Annotated in this window: 10 protein-coding genes; 3 read left to right on the plus strand and 7 right to left on the minus strand. The window is 74.5% G+C overall.

Annotated elements, in window-relative coordinates; genetic code table 11:
* Positions 1-570: 570 nt before the first annotated feature.
* Together ABZ945_RS21810 and ABZ945_RS21815 are read right to left on the minus strand one after the other, a co-directional pair.
* Positions 571-1893 carry an SWF or SNF family helicase gene (locus tag ABZ945_RS21810; RefSeq protein WP_361271949.1) on the minus strand — a complete coding sequence of 441 codons (1323 nt, stop codon included), beginning with the start codon at positions 1891-1893 and terminating at the stop codon, positions 571-573.
* Positions 1890-4757, minus strand: coding sequence for a DEAD/DEAH box helicase (locus ABZ945_RS21815; protein WP_361271951.1), 2868 nt, complete (start codon positions 4755-4757; stop codon positions 1890-1892). Before ABZ945_RS21815 ends, ABZ945_RS21810 begins: the two co-directional genes overlap by 4 nt.
* A gap of 236 nt (positions 4758-4993) precedes the next feature.
* On the opposite strand from ABZ945_RS21815, the gene ABZ945_RS21820 reads away from it, so the two are divergent.
* Positions 4994-5176: a hypothetical protein gene (locus ABZ945_RS21820; RefSeq protein WP_361271953.1), complete on the plus strand. Its 183-nt coding sequence runs from the start codon at positions 4994-4996 to the stop codon at positions 5174-5176.
* Between the two features lie 136 nt (positions 5177-5312).
* Positions 5313-5555 (plus strand): hypothetical protein, encoded by a 243-nt coding sequence (locus tag ABZ945_RS21825; protein WP_248632930.1) that lies wholly within the window; start codon positions 5313-5315, stop codon positions 5553-5555.
* An 81-nt stretch (positions 5556-5636) separates the two neighbouring features.
* Here ABZ945_RS21825 and ABZ945_RS21830 read toward each other — a convergent pair whose 3' ends face one another.
* The 3 genes from ABZ945_RS21830 to ABZ945_RS21840 all read right to left on the minus strand — a co-directional run bounded on the left by ABZ945_RS21830 (position 5637) and on the right by ABZ945_RS21840 (position 7928).
* Positions 5637-6683, minus strand: a complete 1047-nt coding sequence (locus ABZ945_RS21830; protein ID WP_361271955.1) for a hypothetical protein — start codon at positions 6681-6683, stop codon at positions 5637-5639.
* Positions 6684-6827: 144 nt separating this feature from the next.
* On the minus strand, positions 6828-7130 hold the full coding sequence (locus ABZ945_RS21835; protein WP_361271958.1) for a hypothetical protein: 303 nt from the start codon (positions 7128-7130) through the stop codon (positions 6828-6830).
* Between the two features lie 141 nt (positions 7131-7271).
* Positions 7272-7928, minus strand: coding sequence for a methyltransferase domain-containing protein (locus ABZ945_RS21840; RefSeq protein WP_361271960.1), 657 nt, complete (start codon positions 7926-7928; stop codon positions 7272-7274).
* A gap of 401 nt (positions 7929-8329) precedes the next feature.
* On the opposite strand from ABZ945_RS21840, the gene ABZ945_RS21845 reads away from it, so the two are divergent.
* Complete coding sequence (locus ABZ945_RS21845) at positions 8330-9193, plus strand: RNA polymerase sigma factor SigF (RefSeq protein WP_361271963.1); 864 nt, start codon at positions 8330-8332, stop codon at positions 9191-9193.
* A 153-nt stretch (positions 9194-9346) separates the two neighbouring features.
* Here the strand turns inward: ABZ945_RS21845 and ABZ945_RS21850 are convergent, their stop codons facing one another.
* Together ABZ945_RS21850 and ABZ945_RS21855 are read right to left on the minus strand one after the other, a co-directional pair.
* Positions 9347-11728 (minus strand): SpoIIE family protein phosphatase, encoded by a 2382-nt coding sequence (locus ABZ945_RS21850; protein ID WP_361272028.1) that lies wholly within the window; start codon positions 11726-11728, stop codon positions 9347-9349.
* Positions 11729-11989: 261 nt separating this feature from the next.
* Positions 11990-16306: a HAMP domain-containing protein gene (locus tag ABZ945_RS21855; protein ID WP_361271965.1), complete on the minus strand. Its 4317-nt coding sequence runs from the start codon at positions 16304-16306 to the stop codon at positions 11990-11992.
* Between the last annotated feature and the right edge of the window lie 136 nt (positions 16307-16442).

A 16442-nucleotide genomic window follows, 5' to 3' on the forward strand; every position in this document is an offset into this window, starting at 1 on the left:
TCCTCACGGCGGTGCGCACCCGGCCACATCGCCCCCCGGTCGCCCTCGCATGCGACCACGGTCGCACCCCGGCAGCCCGCCCATGCGACCGAAGTCGCAGTCGGGCACGCCGGGGTTGGGGCATCCCGACTGTGCGCCCGGGGAATCGGCTTGAGCGCGCATCACGGGGCCGGACCCTCGGGGGGGGGCACCCCGCCGGGCCTGCCCCTTGGCTCCGGGCCTTCATGCGGGTCCGGCGTCGCGCCCGGCCCCGTCCCCGCGAGCCGGGGCGGGCTCGGCCCGACTCTCGTCGGGCCGTCGAACCACGCCCGCTCGGCGCGGCCTTCGGCTCCGGGACGGTAGCGGCCCAGGACCGAGTCGGGTGTCAGTCCCGGGCTCGGGGCCGCACGCGGCGCCCGGATCCGCTCCGGCACCGCTCCCGCGAGCCGGGGCGGGCTCGGCCCGAGTCTCCTCGGGCCGCCGGCGTCTGCCTCGCATCAGCCCGGGCCCGATGCCCTGCCTGACATCAACCCCGGCCCGGGCCCCGTCGCGGCCACCGCCCCCGGTCCACCCCGGCCCCGGCCGGGCCCCTCAGCCCTCGGTCTCCGCCAGCAGGGCCGACGCCGCGGCCGGGTCGGCGTCCGGGAGGCCGGCCGGGATCCAGTGGCCGTCCACCTCCCGTAGCGCCCACCAGCGACCGGCCCCATCCACCCCCAGCCGCCCGCCGGGCACCGACCACCGGCCGGGCCCCGCGGGCCTCGGCGGCGGGCGGTCGGCGTCCTGCCAGGCCGAGGCCAGCCGCTCCTGTGCCGCGGCCGACTCCTCCGGAGTCGGGGCCCACTCCTCCTCCAGCAGCCGCAGCGCGTCCACCCCGCCACCCGACCGCCAGGCCGCCACGGCCGCCGTCAGCTCCTCCCGCCGACGGCCGGAACCCGCCGCCAGCCGGGCCGACACCGCCTCGGGCAGCGGCTCCCGCGCCTCGGCCAGTAGCCGGACCGCGTCCTGGCGGACCGTCAGCACCTCGGCCGGCGGGCGCTCCCCATGGCCCGGGGACAGTGCCTCCGCCAGTAGCCGGTACGCCCGACCGGCCGCGTCCGCCGCCAGCGCCTCCAGCGCCGCCGGGTCGACGCCGTGCCCCGGCGAGGACTCCACCGCCAGCGACAGGGCCCTGCCGGGGACTTCGGGGAGCACCGGCTCCGGTGGCAGCGCGGGCAGGATGTCCCGGGCGGCGAAGGCCTCGTCGGCCCGCACTCCCGGGACGCCCTCCCGGTCCTCCGGCGCCTCGGGACCGGCCGGGACACGCGCCTGCACCTCCGCCAGCAACCGGCGCTCCCCCCGGCCGCGCAGCAGAAGCAGCACAAAGGGGTCCTCGTCCAGCAGCCGGGCCAGGACCTGGCAGAGCGCCACGGTGTGCGGGCAGTGGTCCCACGCACCGCAGGCGCACTCCGCCTCCAGGTCCCCGATCCCGGGCAGCAGCTCCACCCCGACCGTGGCCGCGTCCTCCACCAGATGCGGCGGCATCTCCCGCTCCAGCAGCGCGGCCACATGCCCGGCCCGCTCGGCGGCCACCGCGAGGAACCGGTCCCACTCCTCCCCGTCCAGCTCCCTCAGCAGCACATCGCTGCGCAGCGCCGTACCGTCCCGGTCCCGGACCACCGCCGTGATCCGGCCGGGCCGCACCGACACCGCGCCCACCGCCCCGGCCCGCGCCAGCCGGCGGCCCCGCTTCACCTGCTGCAGGTCCAGCGCCGAGTCCTCCAGCGCCTTGAGCCAGGCCTGCCCCCACCAGCTGCGGGCGAAGGCCCCACCGGGCGCCGGCGGCAGAGCGGCGAAGGTCCGCTCCTCCGAGACCTCGGCCCCGCCCGTGCCGTACTCCTCGGTCAGGGAGAGGTCCGCCTCGTATCCGTCGCTCATCGCGCGCCTCCTCGCAGGGACACCAGCTCCGCCAGCTCCGCGTCGGTCAGTTCGGTCACCGCGTCCTCGGCCGGGCCCAGCACCGCGTCGGCCAGCCGCTGCTTGCGCGCCAGCATCGCCGCGATCCGGTCCTCCACCGTGCCCTCGGCGACCAGCCGGTGCACCTGCACCGGGCGGGTCTGGCCGATCCGGTACGCCCGGTCGGTGGCCTGTGCCTCCACGGCCGGATTCCACCAGCGGTCGAAGTGCACCACATGCTCGGCCCGGGTCAGGTTCAGCCCGGTGCCCGCCGCCTTCAGCGACAGCAGGAAGACCGGCACCGCGCCCTGCTGGAAGCGGTCCACCATCGCCTCGCGCTCCGGCACCGGAGTGCCGCCGTGCAGGAACTGCGTGGGGACGCCCCGCCGGGCCAGATGGCGCCGCAGCAGCCGGGCCATCGCCGTGTACTGGGTGAACACCAGCACGCTCGCGCCCTCCGCGAGGACCGTGTCCAGCAGCTCGTCCAGCAGCTCCAGCTTCCCCGAGCGCCCGGCCAGCACCGGGTCGTCCTCCTTCAGATACTGGGCCGGGTGGTTGCAGATCTGCTTCAGCCCGGTGAGCAGCTTCACCACCAGTCCGCGCCGGGCGATACCGTCCGCCGCCGCGATCCCGGCCAGCGCCTCGCGGACCACCCCCTCGTACAGCCCGGTCTGCTCGGCGGTGAGCGGCACCGGGTGGTCGGTCTCCGTCTTCGGCGGGAGCTCGGGCGCGATCCCCGGATCGGACTTGCGACGGCGCAGCAGGAACGGCCGCACCAGCGCCGCCAGCCGCTCGGCCGCCACCGGGTCGCCGCCCTCCACCGCCCGGGCGTAGCGGCGGCGGAACGTACCGAGGCGGCCCAGCAGCCCCGGGGTGGCCCAGTCCAGTACCGCCCACAGCTCGGAGAGGTTGTTCTCCACCGGGGTGCCGGTGAGCGCCACCCGGGCCCTGGCGCCGATGCCGCGCAGCTGACGGGCCGTCGCCGAGGAGGCGTTCTTGACGTGCTGCGCCTCGTCGGCCACCACCAGCCCCCAGGGGACCTCCGCCAGCCGCGCCGCGTCCAGCCGCATGGTCCCGTACGTGGTGAGCACGAAGCCCCCGGACCCGGTCTCGCCGTCGGCGAATCCGGCCGGTGCCCGTCCGGCGCCGTGGAAGCGGTGCACCGGTGTGCCGGGGGCGAACCGCTCCACCTCCCGCTGCCAGTTGCCCATCAGCGACGCCGGGCAGACCACCAGCGTCGGCCCGGCCGTCGCCGGATCGCCCTGGCGGTGCAGATGGAGCGCGATCAGGGTGATGGTCTTGCCCAAGCCCATGTCGTCGGCGAGGCAGGCGCCCAGACCGAGCGAGGTCATCCGGTCCAGCCAGCCCAGACCGCGCAGCTGGTAGTCGCGCAGGGTGGCGGCGAGCGCGGCGGGCTGGGCGAGCTCCGGCTGCCCGACCTCCGGCTCGGCCAGCCGGTCCCGCAGGGTACGCAGCCAGCCCGACGGCTCCACCGCCACCGACCGGCCGTCCACCTCGGTGCTCCCGGTCAGCGCGGCGCCCAGCGCGTCCAGCGGGGTGACCTTGCGCGGCTGCCGCTCCCGGGCCCGCCGCACCTCCTCCGGGTCGACCAGCACCCACCGGTCACGCAGCCGCACCACCGGGCGGGCGGACTCGGCCAGCCGGTCCAGCTCCGCCCGGGTCAGCTCCATCCCGTCCAGGGTGAACCGCCAGTCGAAGCCGAGCAGGGCGTGCGCCGACAGCAGCGGCGACCCGGGCCTTGCGGACACCGCCTTGTCACCGGTGGCCCCGCCCGTCTCCTCCGGGGGCCCGATCACCACGCGCGTGGTCAGCGACCGCGCCAGATCGCGCGGCCAGTGCACCGCGACCCCCGCTCCGGCCAGCGCCCGGCCCGCCTCGCCCAGCAACTCCAGCAGCTCCTCGTCGGCCGGCTCCACCGCGTCCGGTACGGCCGCCGACAGCAGCGGGGACAGCGCGGGCCAGGCCCGGGCGGCGCGGTGGAGCGCCGGCAGCGCGTCCAGCCGGGCCCGCGGCCCGAAGCCTTCCGCGCGCCCCGCCCACACCTCGGCGGCGTCGGCCACCAGGGCGGGGTCCCCGGCCGGGTGCAGCTGGAGCACGGCACGGAACGCGGGCGAGAGGCCGGCCTCCGTTTCGGCGCCGGGCCCGTCCCATCCGACGGCCTCGATCCGCAGCGAGAGCCGCACCCCGGCGTCATGGCCGGCCGCCACATCCGCCGCCCACGCGCGCAGCCCGGGTGCCTGCCGGGGCTCCGGCGCGGTGAGGACCGGGCCCCCGGCGGCCAGTGCGGCGGCGGGGGTACGGGGCAGGGTGTCGGCGACCGCGTCCAGGAAGCCGCGCAGCAGCCGCTCCGGCTCCGGCAGCAGCGCCCCGCCGTCCGGCGCGGTCCCGATGGGGTACGCGTGGGCCTCCGGGGGCATCGAGGCGGCGAGCCGGCGCAGGGCCTCCCCGTCCTCGGCCGTCAGCGGGCCCGCCCGCCAGGCGTCATGGCCGGCCGGGGAGAGGCCCGGAAGCAGCAGTCCGCGGGCCGTCAGCCCGAGTGCGGTGAGCGCCGCCGCGCCCCAGAAGGCGACCGAGGGCGAGGCGTCCGGATGCCGGCGGCCCCGGGTCAGCAGGGGCAGCGCGGCGCCGACGTCCAGCACCAGGGCGGATACGCGGTGCGGGCGGGCGTCCGGGCCGACGAGCGTCAGCTCCTCGGTCCGGCCGTCACCACCGGGCGGGACGGCGGGGGACGGTTCGCCGTCCACGGGTGGGTGGAAGGCGAACCGTCCGGTGCGGGCGGGGTCACCGGGCAGGAACACGGCGGAGCAACGGGCGAGGTTCCGCAAGGGCTGGCGCACTCCTCAAACTTGACTAGATCGATGTGAGTCGCCGACAGTACCGCATGGGGTCGTGCGGAAGCTCCCGCTCCGGTGTGAGCTGGGACACGCCGATCGTGGTACGGGGGAGTGGCGGGGGAACCGTGGGCACCGGCGGCGCGTTCTCGGAGCAGACAACCGCCGGGCCGCGGGGCCCGGCGGCGCGGGCCCGGCCCTGCCGGCCCGGCCATGAAGGAGGTTCCGCCATGTCGGTCAGAACGAAGGTCGTCATCGGGGGAGTGGCCGTCGGCCTGCTCCTCTGGCCGCTCATCGGCTTCTGGTTCGCGCTGCTGGTCGTCCTCGGCGTGCCCGCCGTCGCCTATCTGGCACTCGACCCCGGCCAGCGGCGTCGGCTGCGCCGGGCGAACCGGAGGGAGCTGGGCCGCTGACCGCGCCGACGGAACCGTCCGGCGGCCGACCGGGCGCGGAGCCCGCCGGTCCATACGTCTGAGCCCGACCGCCCCGGGGTACCCGCCGCTGCGAAACGATCAGCGGGCGACCGCCACCGGACTGAAGGGGACGGATATGGACGACAAGCGGCTCGAAGGGGCCGGCGAGACCAGTGAGGACCCGATCCCGAGGGACATGCCCGACGAGCAGGCGGGCTCGGGGTCGGACCACTGGGACGCCGACCTGGTGGAGGCCTCGGAGGGCTCGGAGGCCTCCGACAGCGACGGCGGCTCCGGCGAGACCGCCAAGCCCTCGGCCGAGGACGCCCCCGCCGGGGACGACGCCACGGAGGGCGCCGCCGACGAGCCGAGCGGCTGACTCCGCCGCGGTACGCTCCGCGCCGCCGTCCGCGGCCGGGCGGGGCGTACCGCCGTGTCAGGCCGTCGGGCCGTCGGACCGTCAGGCGGGGCGGACCGCCATCTCGTCCAGGGCGGTCAGCAGCCCGGGCAGGTTCGGCCCCCGGCCCACCGGGAGCACCTCTCCGGGCATGTCGTCCAGCAAGACGAAGGCGATGTCGTCCGTCCGGGCCACCAGCGACCAGCCCGGGCCGTCCGCCCGGAGCGTACGGGCCCCGCCCGGGGCGAACGCCGAGCGCACCCGCCCGGGCGGCGGCGCCTCCACCAGATACCCGCGCAACTCGTCCAGGACCCGCCGCAACCGGGCGTGCCCGTCCGGGGTCTCGCCGCCCGAGGGCGGTACGGGGGGAGGGGAGGCGGCGGGGCCGGTGGTTGCCCCGGCTGTTTCCCGGGCGGGCGCCGTCATTTCCCGTACGGCGGCCGTTTCCCGTACGGGCGTCCCGGCTGTTTCCCGGGCGGGCGCCGCCGTTTCCCGTGCGGGAGCGCCTGCGGTTTCCTGGATGGGCTCCCTCGTTTCCTGTACGAGGTCTCCTGCCGTTTCCCGTACGGGCGCCGCCGTCTCCCGCGACGTCTCCCGTTCACCCCCGGCGTTGTCCGCGGCGAACTGCTCACGCCAGACGGCCCACTGGAGGGCCACCGCGTCGGCGCCCAGCCGGCGCTGCGCCGGGCCCCAGGCGCCGGTGTCCGGCGGGGCGAGTGGAGCGGGGTCGTCCGGCTCGGTCGGCGGATCATGGGGCTCCGGCACCCCGGGCGCGGCCACCGTCAGCTCCAGCGGCCAGCCCGGCAGCGCGGTCACCACCGTGCGCTCGTCGGGGGAGAGGTCGTACTCCATCCCGCAGTCCCAGGTGGCGATGGCGACGGCCACCAGGGACACGTCGTCCACCACCACGGTCCACCGCGCCCCGCCCCCGTCCTGGCCGAACACCAGCCCGTAGCCGACCGGATGCGGGCCCAGCCCCAGGGCCGCGCAGGCCTCCGGGTAGTCGTCGCCCAGTACCGCCGGGAACTGGGCGGGCGTCAGCAGCGCGGCGGTGAGGATGAACAGGGTGTCATCCGTGTCGGCCGCCTCCACCTGCTCCACCTCGGCCATGGCGCCCTCCCGCGTTCCGCTCGGCCCGTGGTTCGTCGGCGCACCTTAACCAGCGGGTAACCTCCGCGTCGAGAGCCGCGCGGCCCCCGAATCGGCGCCGACCGGCGGCGGAGCCAGGCCCCTGCCCCCGGACCCCGGCCATCGTCAGGCCGAGGGCAGACCGAGCAGTTCCCGGGCCACCGACCGCGGGGACCGGCCTCGCTCACGCGCCAGCGCGAGGACCGCGCGGCAGGCCAGCTCGCGCACCCCGAAGGCCAGCGCCTCGGGGGAGACCCACTCCTCGGCCTCGGCCGCCGCCTCCGGATCGTTCTCGGCTCCGGCCGCCACACTGGCGGCGGCCGCCTCGAAGAGGTTGTGCGGCCGCGGGCCCGCCGGACGGGACGGACGTCCGCCGCCGCCACGGCCGGGCGCCTGGGGCCCGAGGAATGCGCGGAGCTGGTGCCACATGGGGCCTCCTCTCGGCCCGGCGCCGCCGAACGGGCCTGGCCGGGGTCGGGTCTGCCGCTCCCTCCACCGTAGGCCGCGCGCCGACCGGGCAGAAGGGCGCCGGTGCGGCCCCGGCCACCGGGGCACGGAGGGCGGTCTCCGTCACCCCGGCGGCGGGGGAGGGCCCTCCGCCCGTACGGCGACGGCGAGGAAACGGGTGTCCTCGTCCGCGTACGAGCGCAGCCGCCAGCCGGAGCCCGCCAGCAGCGGGCGCAGGTTGGGCTCGGCCCGCAGGTCGTCGCCGGTGAGCCGGCGGCCCTGCCGGGCGGCCAGCGCGGCCCGGCCGACCGGGTGGAACAGCGCCAGCAGGCCTCCGGGCCGTACCACCCGGGCCAACTCCCGCAGGTCCTCCGCCGGGCGCGCCAGATGCGAGACGAGCCCGGCACCGAACACGGCGTCCAGCATCCCGTCCCGTAGCGGCAGCCGGGCCACGTCGGCGAGCAGCAGCCGCGCCTCGGTGTCCCGCCCGGCGCGGACGGCCGCCGCCAGCATGTCCGGTGTCAGATCCGCGCCGAGCACGGTGCCCGCCGGGCCGACCGCCGCCCGCAGCGGGGCCAACGCCCGCCCGGTGCCGCAGCCCGCGTCGAGCACCGCGTCCCCCGCCCGCAGGCCCAGCTCCGCGACGGCCGCGGCGAACGCGGGCCCGTCATCGGGGAAGCGGCTGTCCCAGTGCGCGGCCCGGGCCGCGAAGAACTCCCGCACCCGGTCCCGCTCGCGCCCCGGTGGGCCGTCGCCCGGCGGGCGGTGGTCGTCACTCATACCGCCATGCTGCCGCACCGTTCCGTCCCTCCATCGGCCCGGGCCGGCCGACGCCCTTTCACCCGCCCGGCCCAGCATGGCCCGACGGCCGCCGGGCAGACGGACCTCCGCCGGGCGGTGATCCTCCAGGCACCGCCCGGTGGGAGAGGGAAAGGGAACGCGCGGCCGCGATCGGACCCCGAGTCGACCGCGGCCGTCGCGCCCGGCCCCGTACCACCCGCGTACCACCCACGAGCCCTCCCCGGCCGTCCCTGCGGACGGGCCGGTCACCGGGCCGGTTGCCCCGCGGGGAGCGATCGGCCGGAAATCGCCGTGCATGAAGTGGCGATGCCGGGGTAACCGCGCCTCATCGGCTTCCACGGGGGACAGCGGAGCCGTACCGGCAAGGGAGGGATGAAGCAATGACGACGGCGGCGACGGCCTTGCGGCACACGACGGCGATCACGGACAGCGGCATCGCCGACCTGCCTCAGGTGGCCGATCCCAAGCGGATCGCCCCGAGGGACGCCCGCGCCCTGTCGAAGCTGTTCTTCGAGCAGCTGGCGGTGCTCGAAGAGGGCACCCACGCCTACCAGTACGCGCGCAACACCCTGATCGAGATGAACATGTCCCTCGTCCGCTACGCGGCCGGCCGCTTCCGCAGCCGCGGCGACGAGATGGAGGACATCGTCCAGGTCGGCATGATCGGCCTGATCAAGGCGATCGACCGGTTCGAACTCACCCGCGAGGTGGAGTTCACCAGCTTCGCCGTCCCCTACATCGTGGGCGAGATCAAGCGCTTCTTCCGCGACACCTCCTGGGCCGTGCACGTCCCCCGCCGCCTCCAGGAGGCCCGGGTCGAACTCGCCCGCGCCACCGAGGAGCTGCGCACCCGGCTGGGCCGCACCCCCACCGTCGCCGAGCTGGCCGCCCTGATGAGCCTCTCCGAGGACGAGGTCATCGAGGCCCGGCTCGCCTCCAACGGCTACAACTCCACCTCTCTGGACGCGGCCGTCGGCAACGACGCCGACGAGGGCGAGGCCGCCCTCGCCGACTTCATCGGCGCCGAGGACCCGGCGATGGAACTGGTCGAGGACTTCCACGCCCTCGCCCCGCTCATCGCCGAACTGGGCGAGCGCGACCGGCGCATCGTGCACATGCGGTTCGTCGAGGAACTGACCCAGGCGCAGATCGGCGAGCGCCTCGGCTGCTCCCAGATGCATGTCTCCCGGCTGCTCTCCCGCACCCTGAAGCGGCTCCGCGAGGGCATGCTCACCACCGAGTGACCGACACCGAGTGACCGGCACCCCACCACCGGCGGCCTGAGAGCCGCCCCGCCCGGCACTCATCCCCCCCACCGGGTCCGGCCCCCGCCCGCACGAGCGAGGGCCGGACCCGGCCGCTGTTCCCACACCGGACGCCGGCAAGCGGCGGCCCCGCTACTCGACCTGGATACCGACCACACAGGTGTCGTCGTCGGTGTCCGCCGCACTGTGCGTCAGCAGCCGGTCCAGCCGCTGCTCCAGCGACGGCGCCGACTGCCGGGCGGTGCCCATCAGCAGCTCCAGCGAATCCTGGAGCGAGGCGTCCTTCCGCTCCACCAGCCCGTCGGTGTACATCAGCAGCGTGTCCCCCGGATCCAGCCGGACCACGCCCTCCTCGTACTCCGTGTGCGCCACCGCGCCCAGCAGCATTCCCTGGATCACCGGCAGCGTGGTGGTCTCCGCCCCGGTCACCAGCACCGGCGGCAGATGGCCCGCCCGGGCCCAGCGCAGCACCCGGGTGTCCGGATCGAACAACCCGCACACCGCGGTCGCCGTCACCTGCTCCGTCAGATGGTGCGCCACGATGTTCAACCAGGTCAGCAGCTGCGCCGGCCCCGCGCCGGTGACCGCAAGCCCGCGCAGCGCGTTCCGCAGCACGATCATGCTGGTGGCGGCCTTGATGCCGTGCCCGGCCACATCACCCACGCACACCAGCACCTGCTTCGACGGCAGCACGAACGCGTCGTACCAGTCGCCGCCCACCAGATGCTCGGTCTCGGCCGGGCGGTAGCGCACCCCGACCCGAAGGCCCGGCGCGTCCAGCGGCCCGCGCGCCGGCGGCATGATGGCGTGCTGGAGCTGGAGCGCCAGCCGGTTGCGCTCCGCCGACTCCTGCTCGGTGTGCGCCAACCGGTCCCGGGTCGCCGCCAGCGCCACCTCCGTCCAGTGCTGCGCCGAGATGTCCTGGTAGGCGCCGCGGATCATCAGCAGCCGGGCGTCCGCGTCCAGCACCGGCTCCGCGATCACCCGCACATGCCGGGTCACCCCGTCCGGCCGCTGCAACCGGAACGCCGTCGACGCCGGACGCTGATGCCGCAGCAGCGCCCGCAGGAAACGGCCGATGGCCACCGCGTCATCCGGGTGCGCGTACGCGGGCAACTGCTCCAACGGGATCGGCGGCGCCGTCAGCGGCAGCCCGTGCAGATGGTGCATCTGCTGGTTCCAGGTGATGTCCCCGGTCAGCACGTTCTCCTCGAACCCGCCGATCCGGCCCAGCCGCTGGGCGTGCTGCAGCAGGCTCGCCAGCCGCGCCGCCTCGTCCTCGGTACGCCAGATGAACAGCAGCGCCCCGCCGTACCGGCTCACACTGAGGTCGGCCACCGCCTCCAACGGCACCTGGTCCACCAGCGCCGTCAACGTCATCCGCTCGGCACGGAACGGCTCACCGGTCGCGTACACCCGGGCGATGGTGTCGAACAGCTCGCTGCGGCCCGCCGACACCGGGTACGCCTCCAGGAACAGCGCCCCGCTGACCGCGGAGCGCGGCCGCCCCGCCGGATCCAGGAACCGCCGGTTGGCGTGGTGGATGCGGAAGTCGGCCAGCCGCCCCTCCGCGTCCAGATGCGGAAGCAGCAGCAGCGCCGGGTCGTACAGGCTGTCTACCACGTCGACCAGCTCGGCCACGTCCTGCTCCAGCGCGCTCGACGTGCCCGAGGGCCCCGCCGTGTACCGCGGCCGGTTCTCCAGGGTGTGCGCGCACAGCTCCGCCAGCGCCTCCACCTGCCGCTGGATCGCCGGCGGCTGCGGATCGAGCCGCTGCGGCCAGCAGATCTCCAGCACCCCCACGATCCGGCCACCGGTCCCGGCCGGCACCGCCGCCCGCCCGCCGCGCGAACTCTCGTCCCGGCCGCCGATCGACGGCAGCGAACCCGCGCCCAGCGACTCGAACCACATCGTGCGCCGCTCGGTCATCGCCGACTGCGCCACCGTCGCCACCCCCGGCGGGACATACCGCCACCGGCGCGCTTCCTCCGCCGGGAAACCGGCGTGCCCGGCCAGCGTGAACGAGGCGTCGTGCCCGGCCGCCCAGATGGCCACCCCGGTCGCGCCCAGCGGCGCCAGCGCGTGCTCAAGCAGCGACTCGGCCGCCGCCTGGGTGTCGTCCGCCGCCAGCGTGCCGCTCTCCGCGGTCCGCAGCCGCACCCCCACCGACGCCTCGGTCTGCCCCGGACCGGGACGGCCCTCCGCGGCGGTCGACGACAGGAACGAACCCGCCGCCTCGGACAGCCGGTCCGCCGACGTCCGGTTGAGGATGTCCGCGGCCAGCTCCAGCGCCGGCACCCCCGCCTGCTCGGCCAGCGCCGTCAGCTGCCGGGCCGCCTCACCCGGGCCGCACTGCAACCGCTCCACCAGGATGCCCTTGGCCAGCTCGATCAGCGCCCGGCCGTCGGCGGCGGCGTGCGCGGTCGCCACCTCCTGCCGCAGCCGCTCCACGGTGGCCGCCAGCCGGCCCACCGAGGAGACCGCCCCGACCGCCTCCCCACCGGCCACCGGCACCGCCGGGTCCGCCCCGGACCCCAGGACGGCCACTTCCTCGCCCACCGGCTCGGCGGCCTCCCGCGGCTCGGGCACCTCCACCGGCCGGGCGGCGCTCTCCCCGGCCGCGGACCGCACCGGGTCCGGCGGCCCGTCGTCCGGGACGGAAGCCCCGGAGGGCTGGGGGCTGTTCACCGTGACTGCTCCTCGACGGTCGTGCGCGGGCGAACTCGAAGGGGCGGGCGGCGGGCTGCCGTCGGGAGGTACGGCCGCCCGGCGCACCTAGGGGGCCGCCACCCAGCGGCGGACACAGGCGATCAGATCGTCCGCGTCCAGCGGCTTGGTGACATAGTCGCTGGCCCCCGCCGCCAGGCACTTCTCCCGGTCACCCGGCATCGCCTTGGCGGTCACCGCGATGATCGGCAGAGCACTGTGCTCCGGCATCCGGCGGATCTCCGCCGTCGCCGTGTAGCCGTCCATCTCCGGCATCATCACGTCCATCAGGATCAGATCCACATCCGGGTGCTCGTCCAGCGCCTCGATGCCCTGCCGGCCGTTCTCCGCGTGCAGCACCCGGATCCCGTGCAGCTCCAGGATGCCGCTCAGCGCGTACAGGTTGCGCGCGTCATCATCCACCACCAGGACCGTACGGCCCGCCAGCGCCGCGTCCGCGTCCTGCGGCGGCCCGGCCGGCGCCTCCTCCGACCGGATCAGCGGCAGTACGTCACCCGGCTCCTCCGCCGACAGATGCAGCGTGATCCGCTCCCGCAGCTCGTCCAGACTCGACAGCAGCTCCAACGGCCGCATCCGCGACCGCATCTGCAGCTCCCGCTCGTAGCCGATCCCCATCCGGCGGCTGTTGTGCGCCAGCACCGGCACGTTCTGCGCCCCCGCGTCCCCGTCCATCGCGTCCAGGAAACGCAGCGTCTCCTCCTCCGACATGTCCAGGTCCAGCACCACGCAGTGGCAGGCCTCCGCCGCCAGCGCGGTCGCCGCCTCCTGCGCCCCCAGCGCCCCGATCACATCCACCACCACGGCGCCGTCCGCGAACAGCCCGCCGGGACTGTCCGCCACCTCCGCCACCGCCTTCTCCGCCACCAGCGACATCAGCCCCCGCGGCCGGTCCTCGATCACCAGCAGCCGCCGCCGGTGCGGCACCGTCGGCTCCGGCACCAGCGGTACCGCCGCCGACACCGGCCGCGCCGCGAGCTCCCGGCGCACCCCGCCGCCACCGACCGACACCAGCGGAGCCGAGGCCGCCACCGTCTCGAAATCGGTCCGCCGCACCGGCAGGAACAGCGTGAACGTACTGCCCAGACCCGGAGTGGACTCAGCGATCACCTCACCACCCAGCAGATACGCGATCTCCCGGCTGATCGACAGCCCCAGACCCGTCCCCCCGTACCGGCGGCTCGTCGTGCCGTCCGCCTGCTGGAACGCGCCGAAGATCACCTCAAGCTGCTGCTCCGGGATACCGATCCCGGAGTCCTTCACCCGGAACGCCACCGACGGGCCCACCCCGCGCATCGACGCCGGCAGCTCCGCGTCCACCGCCGGCTCGATCCGCAGCTCCACACTGCCCCGCTCGGTGAACTTCACCGCGTTCGACAGCAGATTGCGCAGCACCTGCTGCAGCCGGGCGTCGTCGGTCAGCAGATCCGTCGGCGCGCCCGGCGCCGTGGTGATCGAGAAGTCCAGGCTCTTCTGCGTGGTCAACGGCCGGAACGTGGCCTCCACATACTCCAGCAGGCCCCGGACCGACACCCGCTCCGGATTGATGTCCATCTTGCCCGCCTCGACCTTCGACAGATCGAGGATGTCGTTGATCAACTGGAGCAGGTCCGAACCCGCCGAGTGGATGATCCCCGCGTACTCCACCTGCTTCGGCGTGAGGTTGCGGGTCGGGTTCTGCGCCAGCAACTGCGCCAGGATCAGCAGGCTGTTCAACGGGGTACGCAGCTCATGGCTCATGTTCGCCAGGAACTCCGACTTGTACTTCGACGCCAGCGACAACTGCTGCGCCCGCGCCTCCAGCTCGCCCCGGGCCTGCTCGATCTCCAGGTTCTTCGCCTCGATGTCGCTGTTCTGCGCCGCCAGCAGCGCCGCCTTCTCCTCCAGCTCGGCGTTGGACTTCTGCAGCTCCTCCTGCTGTACATACAGCTCCTCGGAGCGCGCCTGGAGCTCCGCGGTCAGCCGCTGCGACTCCACCAGCAGCTCGTCGGTGCGGGAGTTGGCCATGATGGTGGAGACATTGACGCCGACCGAGTCCATCAGCCGCTCCAGGAAGTCCCGGTGCACCGGCGGGAACGGCCGGAACGAGGCCAGCTCGATCACCCCGAGGACCTGCTCCTCCACCAGGATCGGCAGCACCAGCAGACTCGACGGCGCGGCCTGTCCCAGACCGGACGACAGGGTGACGTACCCGTCCGGGACCCCGTCCACCGCGATCATCCGCCGGCTGCGGGCCGCCTGCCCCACCATCGACTCGCCCAGCCTGAACCGCACCTCCGCCGGCGAGCCGGCCGGCCGCCCATAGGAACCGACGAGCCGCAGCTCCACCATCCCGTCGCCGTCCCCGGCCAGGTAGAACGCCCCGTACTGCGCGTTCACCAGCGGGGTCAGCTCGTCCATGATGGTCTCCGCCACCACCGCCAGGTCCCGGTGGCCCTGCATCAGCGCCGAGATCCGGGCCAGGTTGGTCTTCAGCCAGTCCTGCTCCTGGTTGGCCCGGGTCGTCTCGCGCAGCGACCCCACCATCGCGTTGATGTTGTCCTTCAGCTCGGACACCTCACCGGAGGCGTCCACGGTGATCGAGCGGGTCAGATCCCCCTCGGCGACCGCGCTGGTCACCTCCGCGATGGCCCGCACCTGGCGGGTGAGGTTCCCGGCCAGCTCGTTGACGTTCTCGGTGAGCCGCTTCCACATGCCCGACACGCCCTCGACCTCGGCCTGCCCGCCGAGCCGGCCCTCACTGCCCACCTCGCGGGCCACGCGCGTCACCTCGGCGGCGAACGCCGACAGCTGGTCGACCATCGTGTTGATGGTGGTCTTCAGCTCCAGGATCTCCCCGCGGGCGTCCACGTCGATCTTCTTCGACAGGTCGCCGTTGGCCACCGCGGTCGTCACCAGCGCGATGTTGCGCACCTGGTTGGTCAGGTTGTTCGCCATCGAGTTGACGTTGTCGGTGAGGTCCTTCCAGGTGCCCGCCACGTTCGGTACGTGCGCCTGACCGCCCAGCCGTCCCTCGGTGCCCACCTCGCGGGCCACCCGGGTCACCTCGTCGGCGAACGCGGAGAGGGTGTCCACCATGGTGTTGATCACCTCGGCCAGCGCGGCCACCTCGCCGCGCGCCTCGATGGTGATCTTCTGCGACAGGTCACCCCGCGCCACCGCCGTGGCCACCTGGGCGATGGAGCGCACCTGACCGGTCAGATTGGACGCCATCACATTGACGTTGTCCGTCAGGTCCTTCCAGGTGCCCGAGACCCCGCGCACCACCGCCTGACCGCCCAGGTTTCCCTCGGTGCCCACCTCGCGGGCCACCCGGGTCACCTCGTCCGCGAAGGCGGAGAGCTGGTCGACCATGGTGTTGATGGTGTTCTTCAGCTCCAGGATCTCGCCCCGGGCCTGCACGGTGATCTTCTGCGACAGATCGCCCCCGGCGACCGCGGTGGCCACCTGGGCGATGGAGCGCACCTGGTTGGTGAGGTTGCCCGCCATCGAGTTCACCGAGTCGGTCAGATCCCGCCAGGTACCCGAGACCCCCCGGACGTCCGCCTGCCCGCCGAGCACCCCCTCCGTACCCACCTCACGGGCCATCCGGGTGACCTCGTCCGCGAACGCGGAGAGCTGGTCCACCATCGTGTTGACGGTGTTCTTCAGCTCCAGGATCTCCCCGCGCGCGTCCACGGTGATCTTCTGCGACAGGTCGCCCTTGGCCACCGCCGTGGTCACCTGGGCGATATTGCGGACCTGGTTGGTGAGGTTGCCCGCCATGAAGTTCACCGAGTCGGTCAGCTCACGCCACACCCCGCCGACCCCCGGCACCTCCGCCTGCCCGCCGAGCCGTCCCTCGCTGCCCACCTCGCGGGCCATCCGGGTGACCTCGTCCGCGAACGCCGACAGCTGGTCGACCATGGTGTTGACGGTGTTCTTCAGCTCCAGGATCTCGCCCCGGGCGTCCACGTCGATCTTCTGCGACAGGTCGCCCTTGGCCACCGCCGTCGCCACCTGGGCGATGTCACGCACCTGGGTGGTCAGATTGCCCGCCATGGCGTTCACCGAGTCGGTGAGGTCCGCCCAAGTGCCCGACACCCCCGGCACCTCCGCCTGCCCGCCGAGCGTCCCCTCCGTACCCACCTCACGGGCCACCCGGGTCACCTCGGAGGTGAACAGCGACAACTGGTCCACCATGCCGTTGAAGACGGTGGCGATCTCACCCATCAGCCCGTCGCCCTCACCGGGCAACCGGGTACCGAAATCACCGTCACGGACCGCGGTCAGACCGGCCAGCAGCTGACGCAGCTCCGGCTCGCTCACCCGGCCGCCCGTGCGTCCCGCCTTGCCGGCCACCGGACGCGAGTCGGTGGTGTCAGTCATCGTCAACCTCACTGGAGTCCGGTGAACCACAAGGCCGGCGCGGGCGGCCGGGCGAGGAAACCGCGACGGCCCCGCGGACGGGGCCTTGGCAGCTTCTTCACCCGTCACTCACTTGGGCGGCAAATCTGCAAAAGGC

It is taken from the genome of Streptomyces sp. NPDC046887 (assembly GCF_040644755.1).
Classification (GTDB): Bacteria; Actinomycetota; Actinomycetes; order Streptomycetales; family Streptomycetaceae; genus Streptomyces; species Streptomyces lichenis.

Coding starts and splice junctions, on each gene's coding strand:
- ABZ945_RS21830 (WP_361271955.1), bottom strand. CDS start 6,683: ATGGCCGAGGTGGAGCAGGTGGAGGCGGCCGACACGGATGACACCCTG.
- ABZ945_RS21810 (WP_361271949.1), bottom strand. CDS start 1,893: ATGAGCGACGGATACGAGGCGGACCTCTCCCTGACCGAGGAGTACGGC.
- ABZ945_RS21840 (WP_361271960.1), bottom strand. CDS start 7,928: ATGAGTGACGACCACCGCCCGCCGGGCGACGGCCCACCGGGGCGCGAG.
- ABZ945_RS21845 (WP_361271963.1), top strand. CDS start 8,330: ATGACGACGGCGGCGACGGCCTTGCGGCACACGACGGCGATCACGGAC.
- ABZ945_RS21855 (WP_361271965.1), bottom strand. CDS start 16,306: ATGACTGACACCACCGACTCGCGTCCGGTGGCCGGCAAGGCGGGACGC.
- ABZ945_RS21825 (WP_248632930.1), top strand. CDS start 5,313: ATGGACGACAAGCGGCTCGAAGGGGCCGGCGAGACCAGTGAGGACCCG.
- ABZ945_RS21820 (WP_361271953.1), top strand. CDS start 4,994: ATGTCGGTCAGAACGAAGGTCGTCATCGGGGGAGTGGCCGTCGGCCTG.
- ABZ945_RS21835 (WP_361271958.1), bottom strand. CDS start 7,130: ATGTGGCACCAGCTCCGCGCATTCCTCGGGCCCCAGGCGCCCGGCCGT.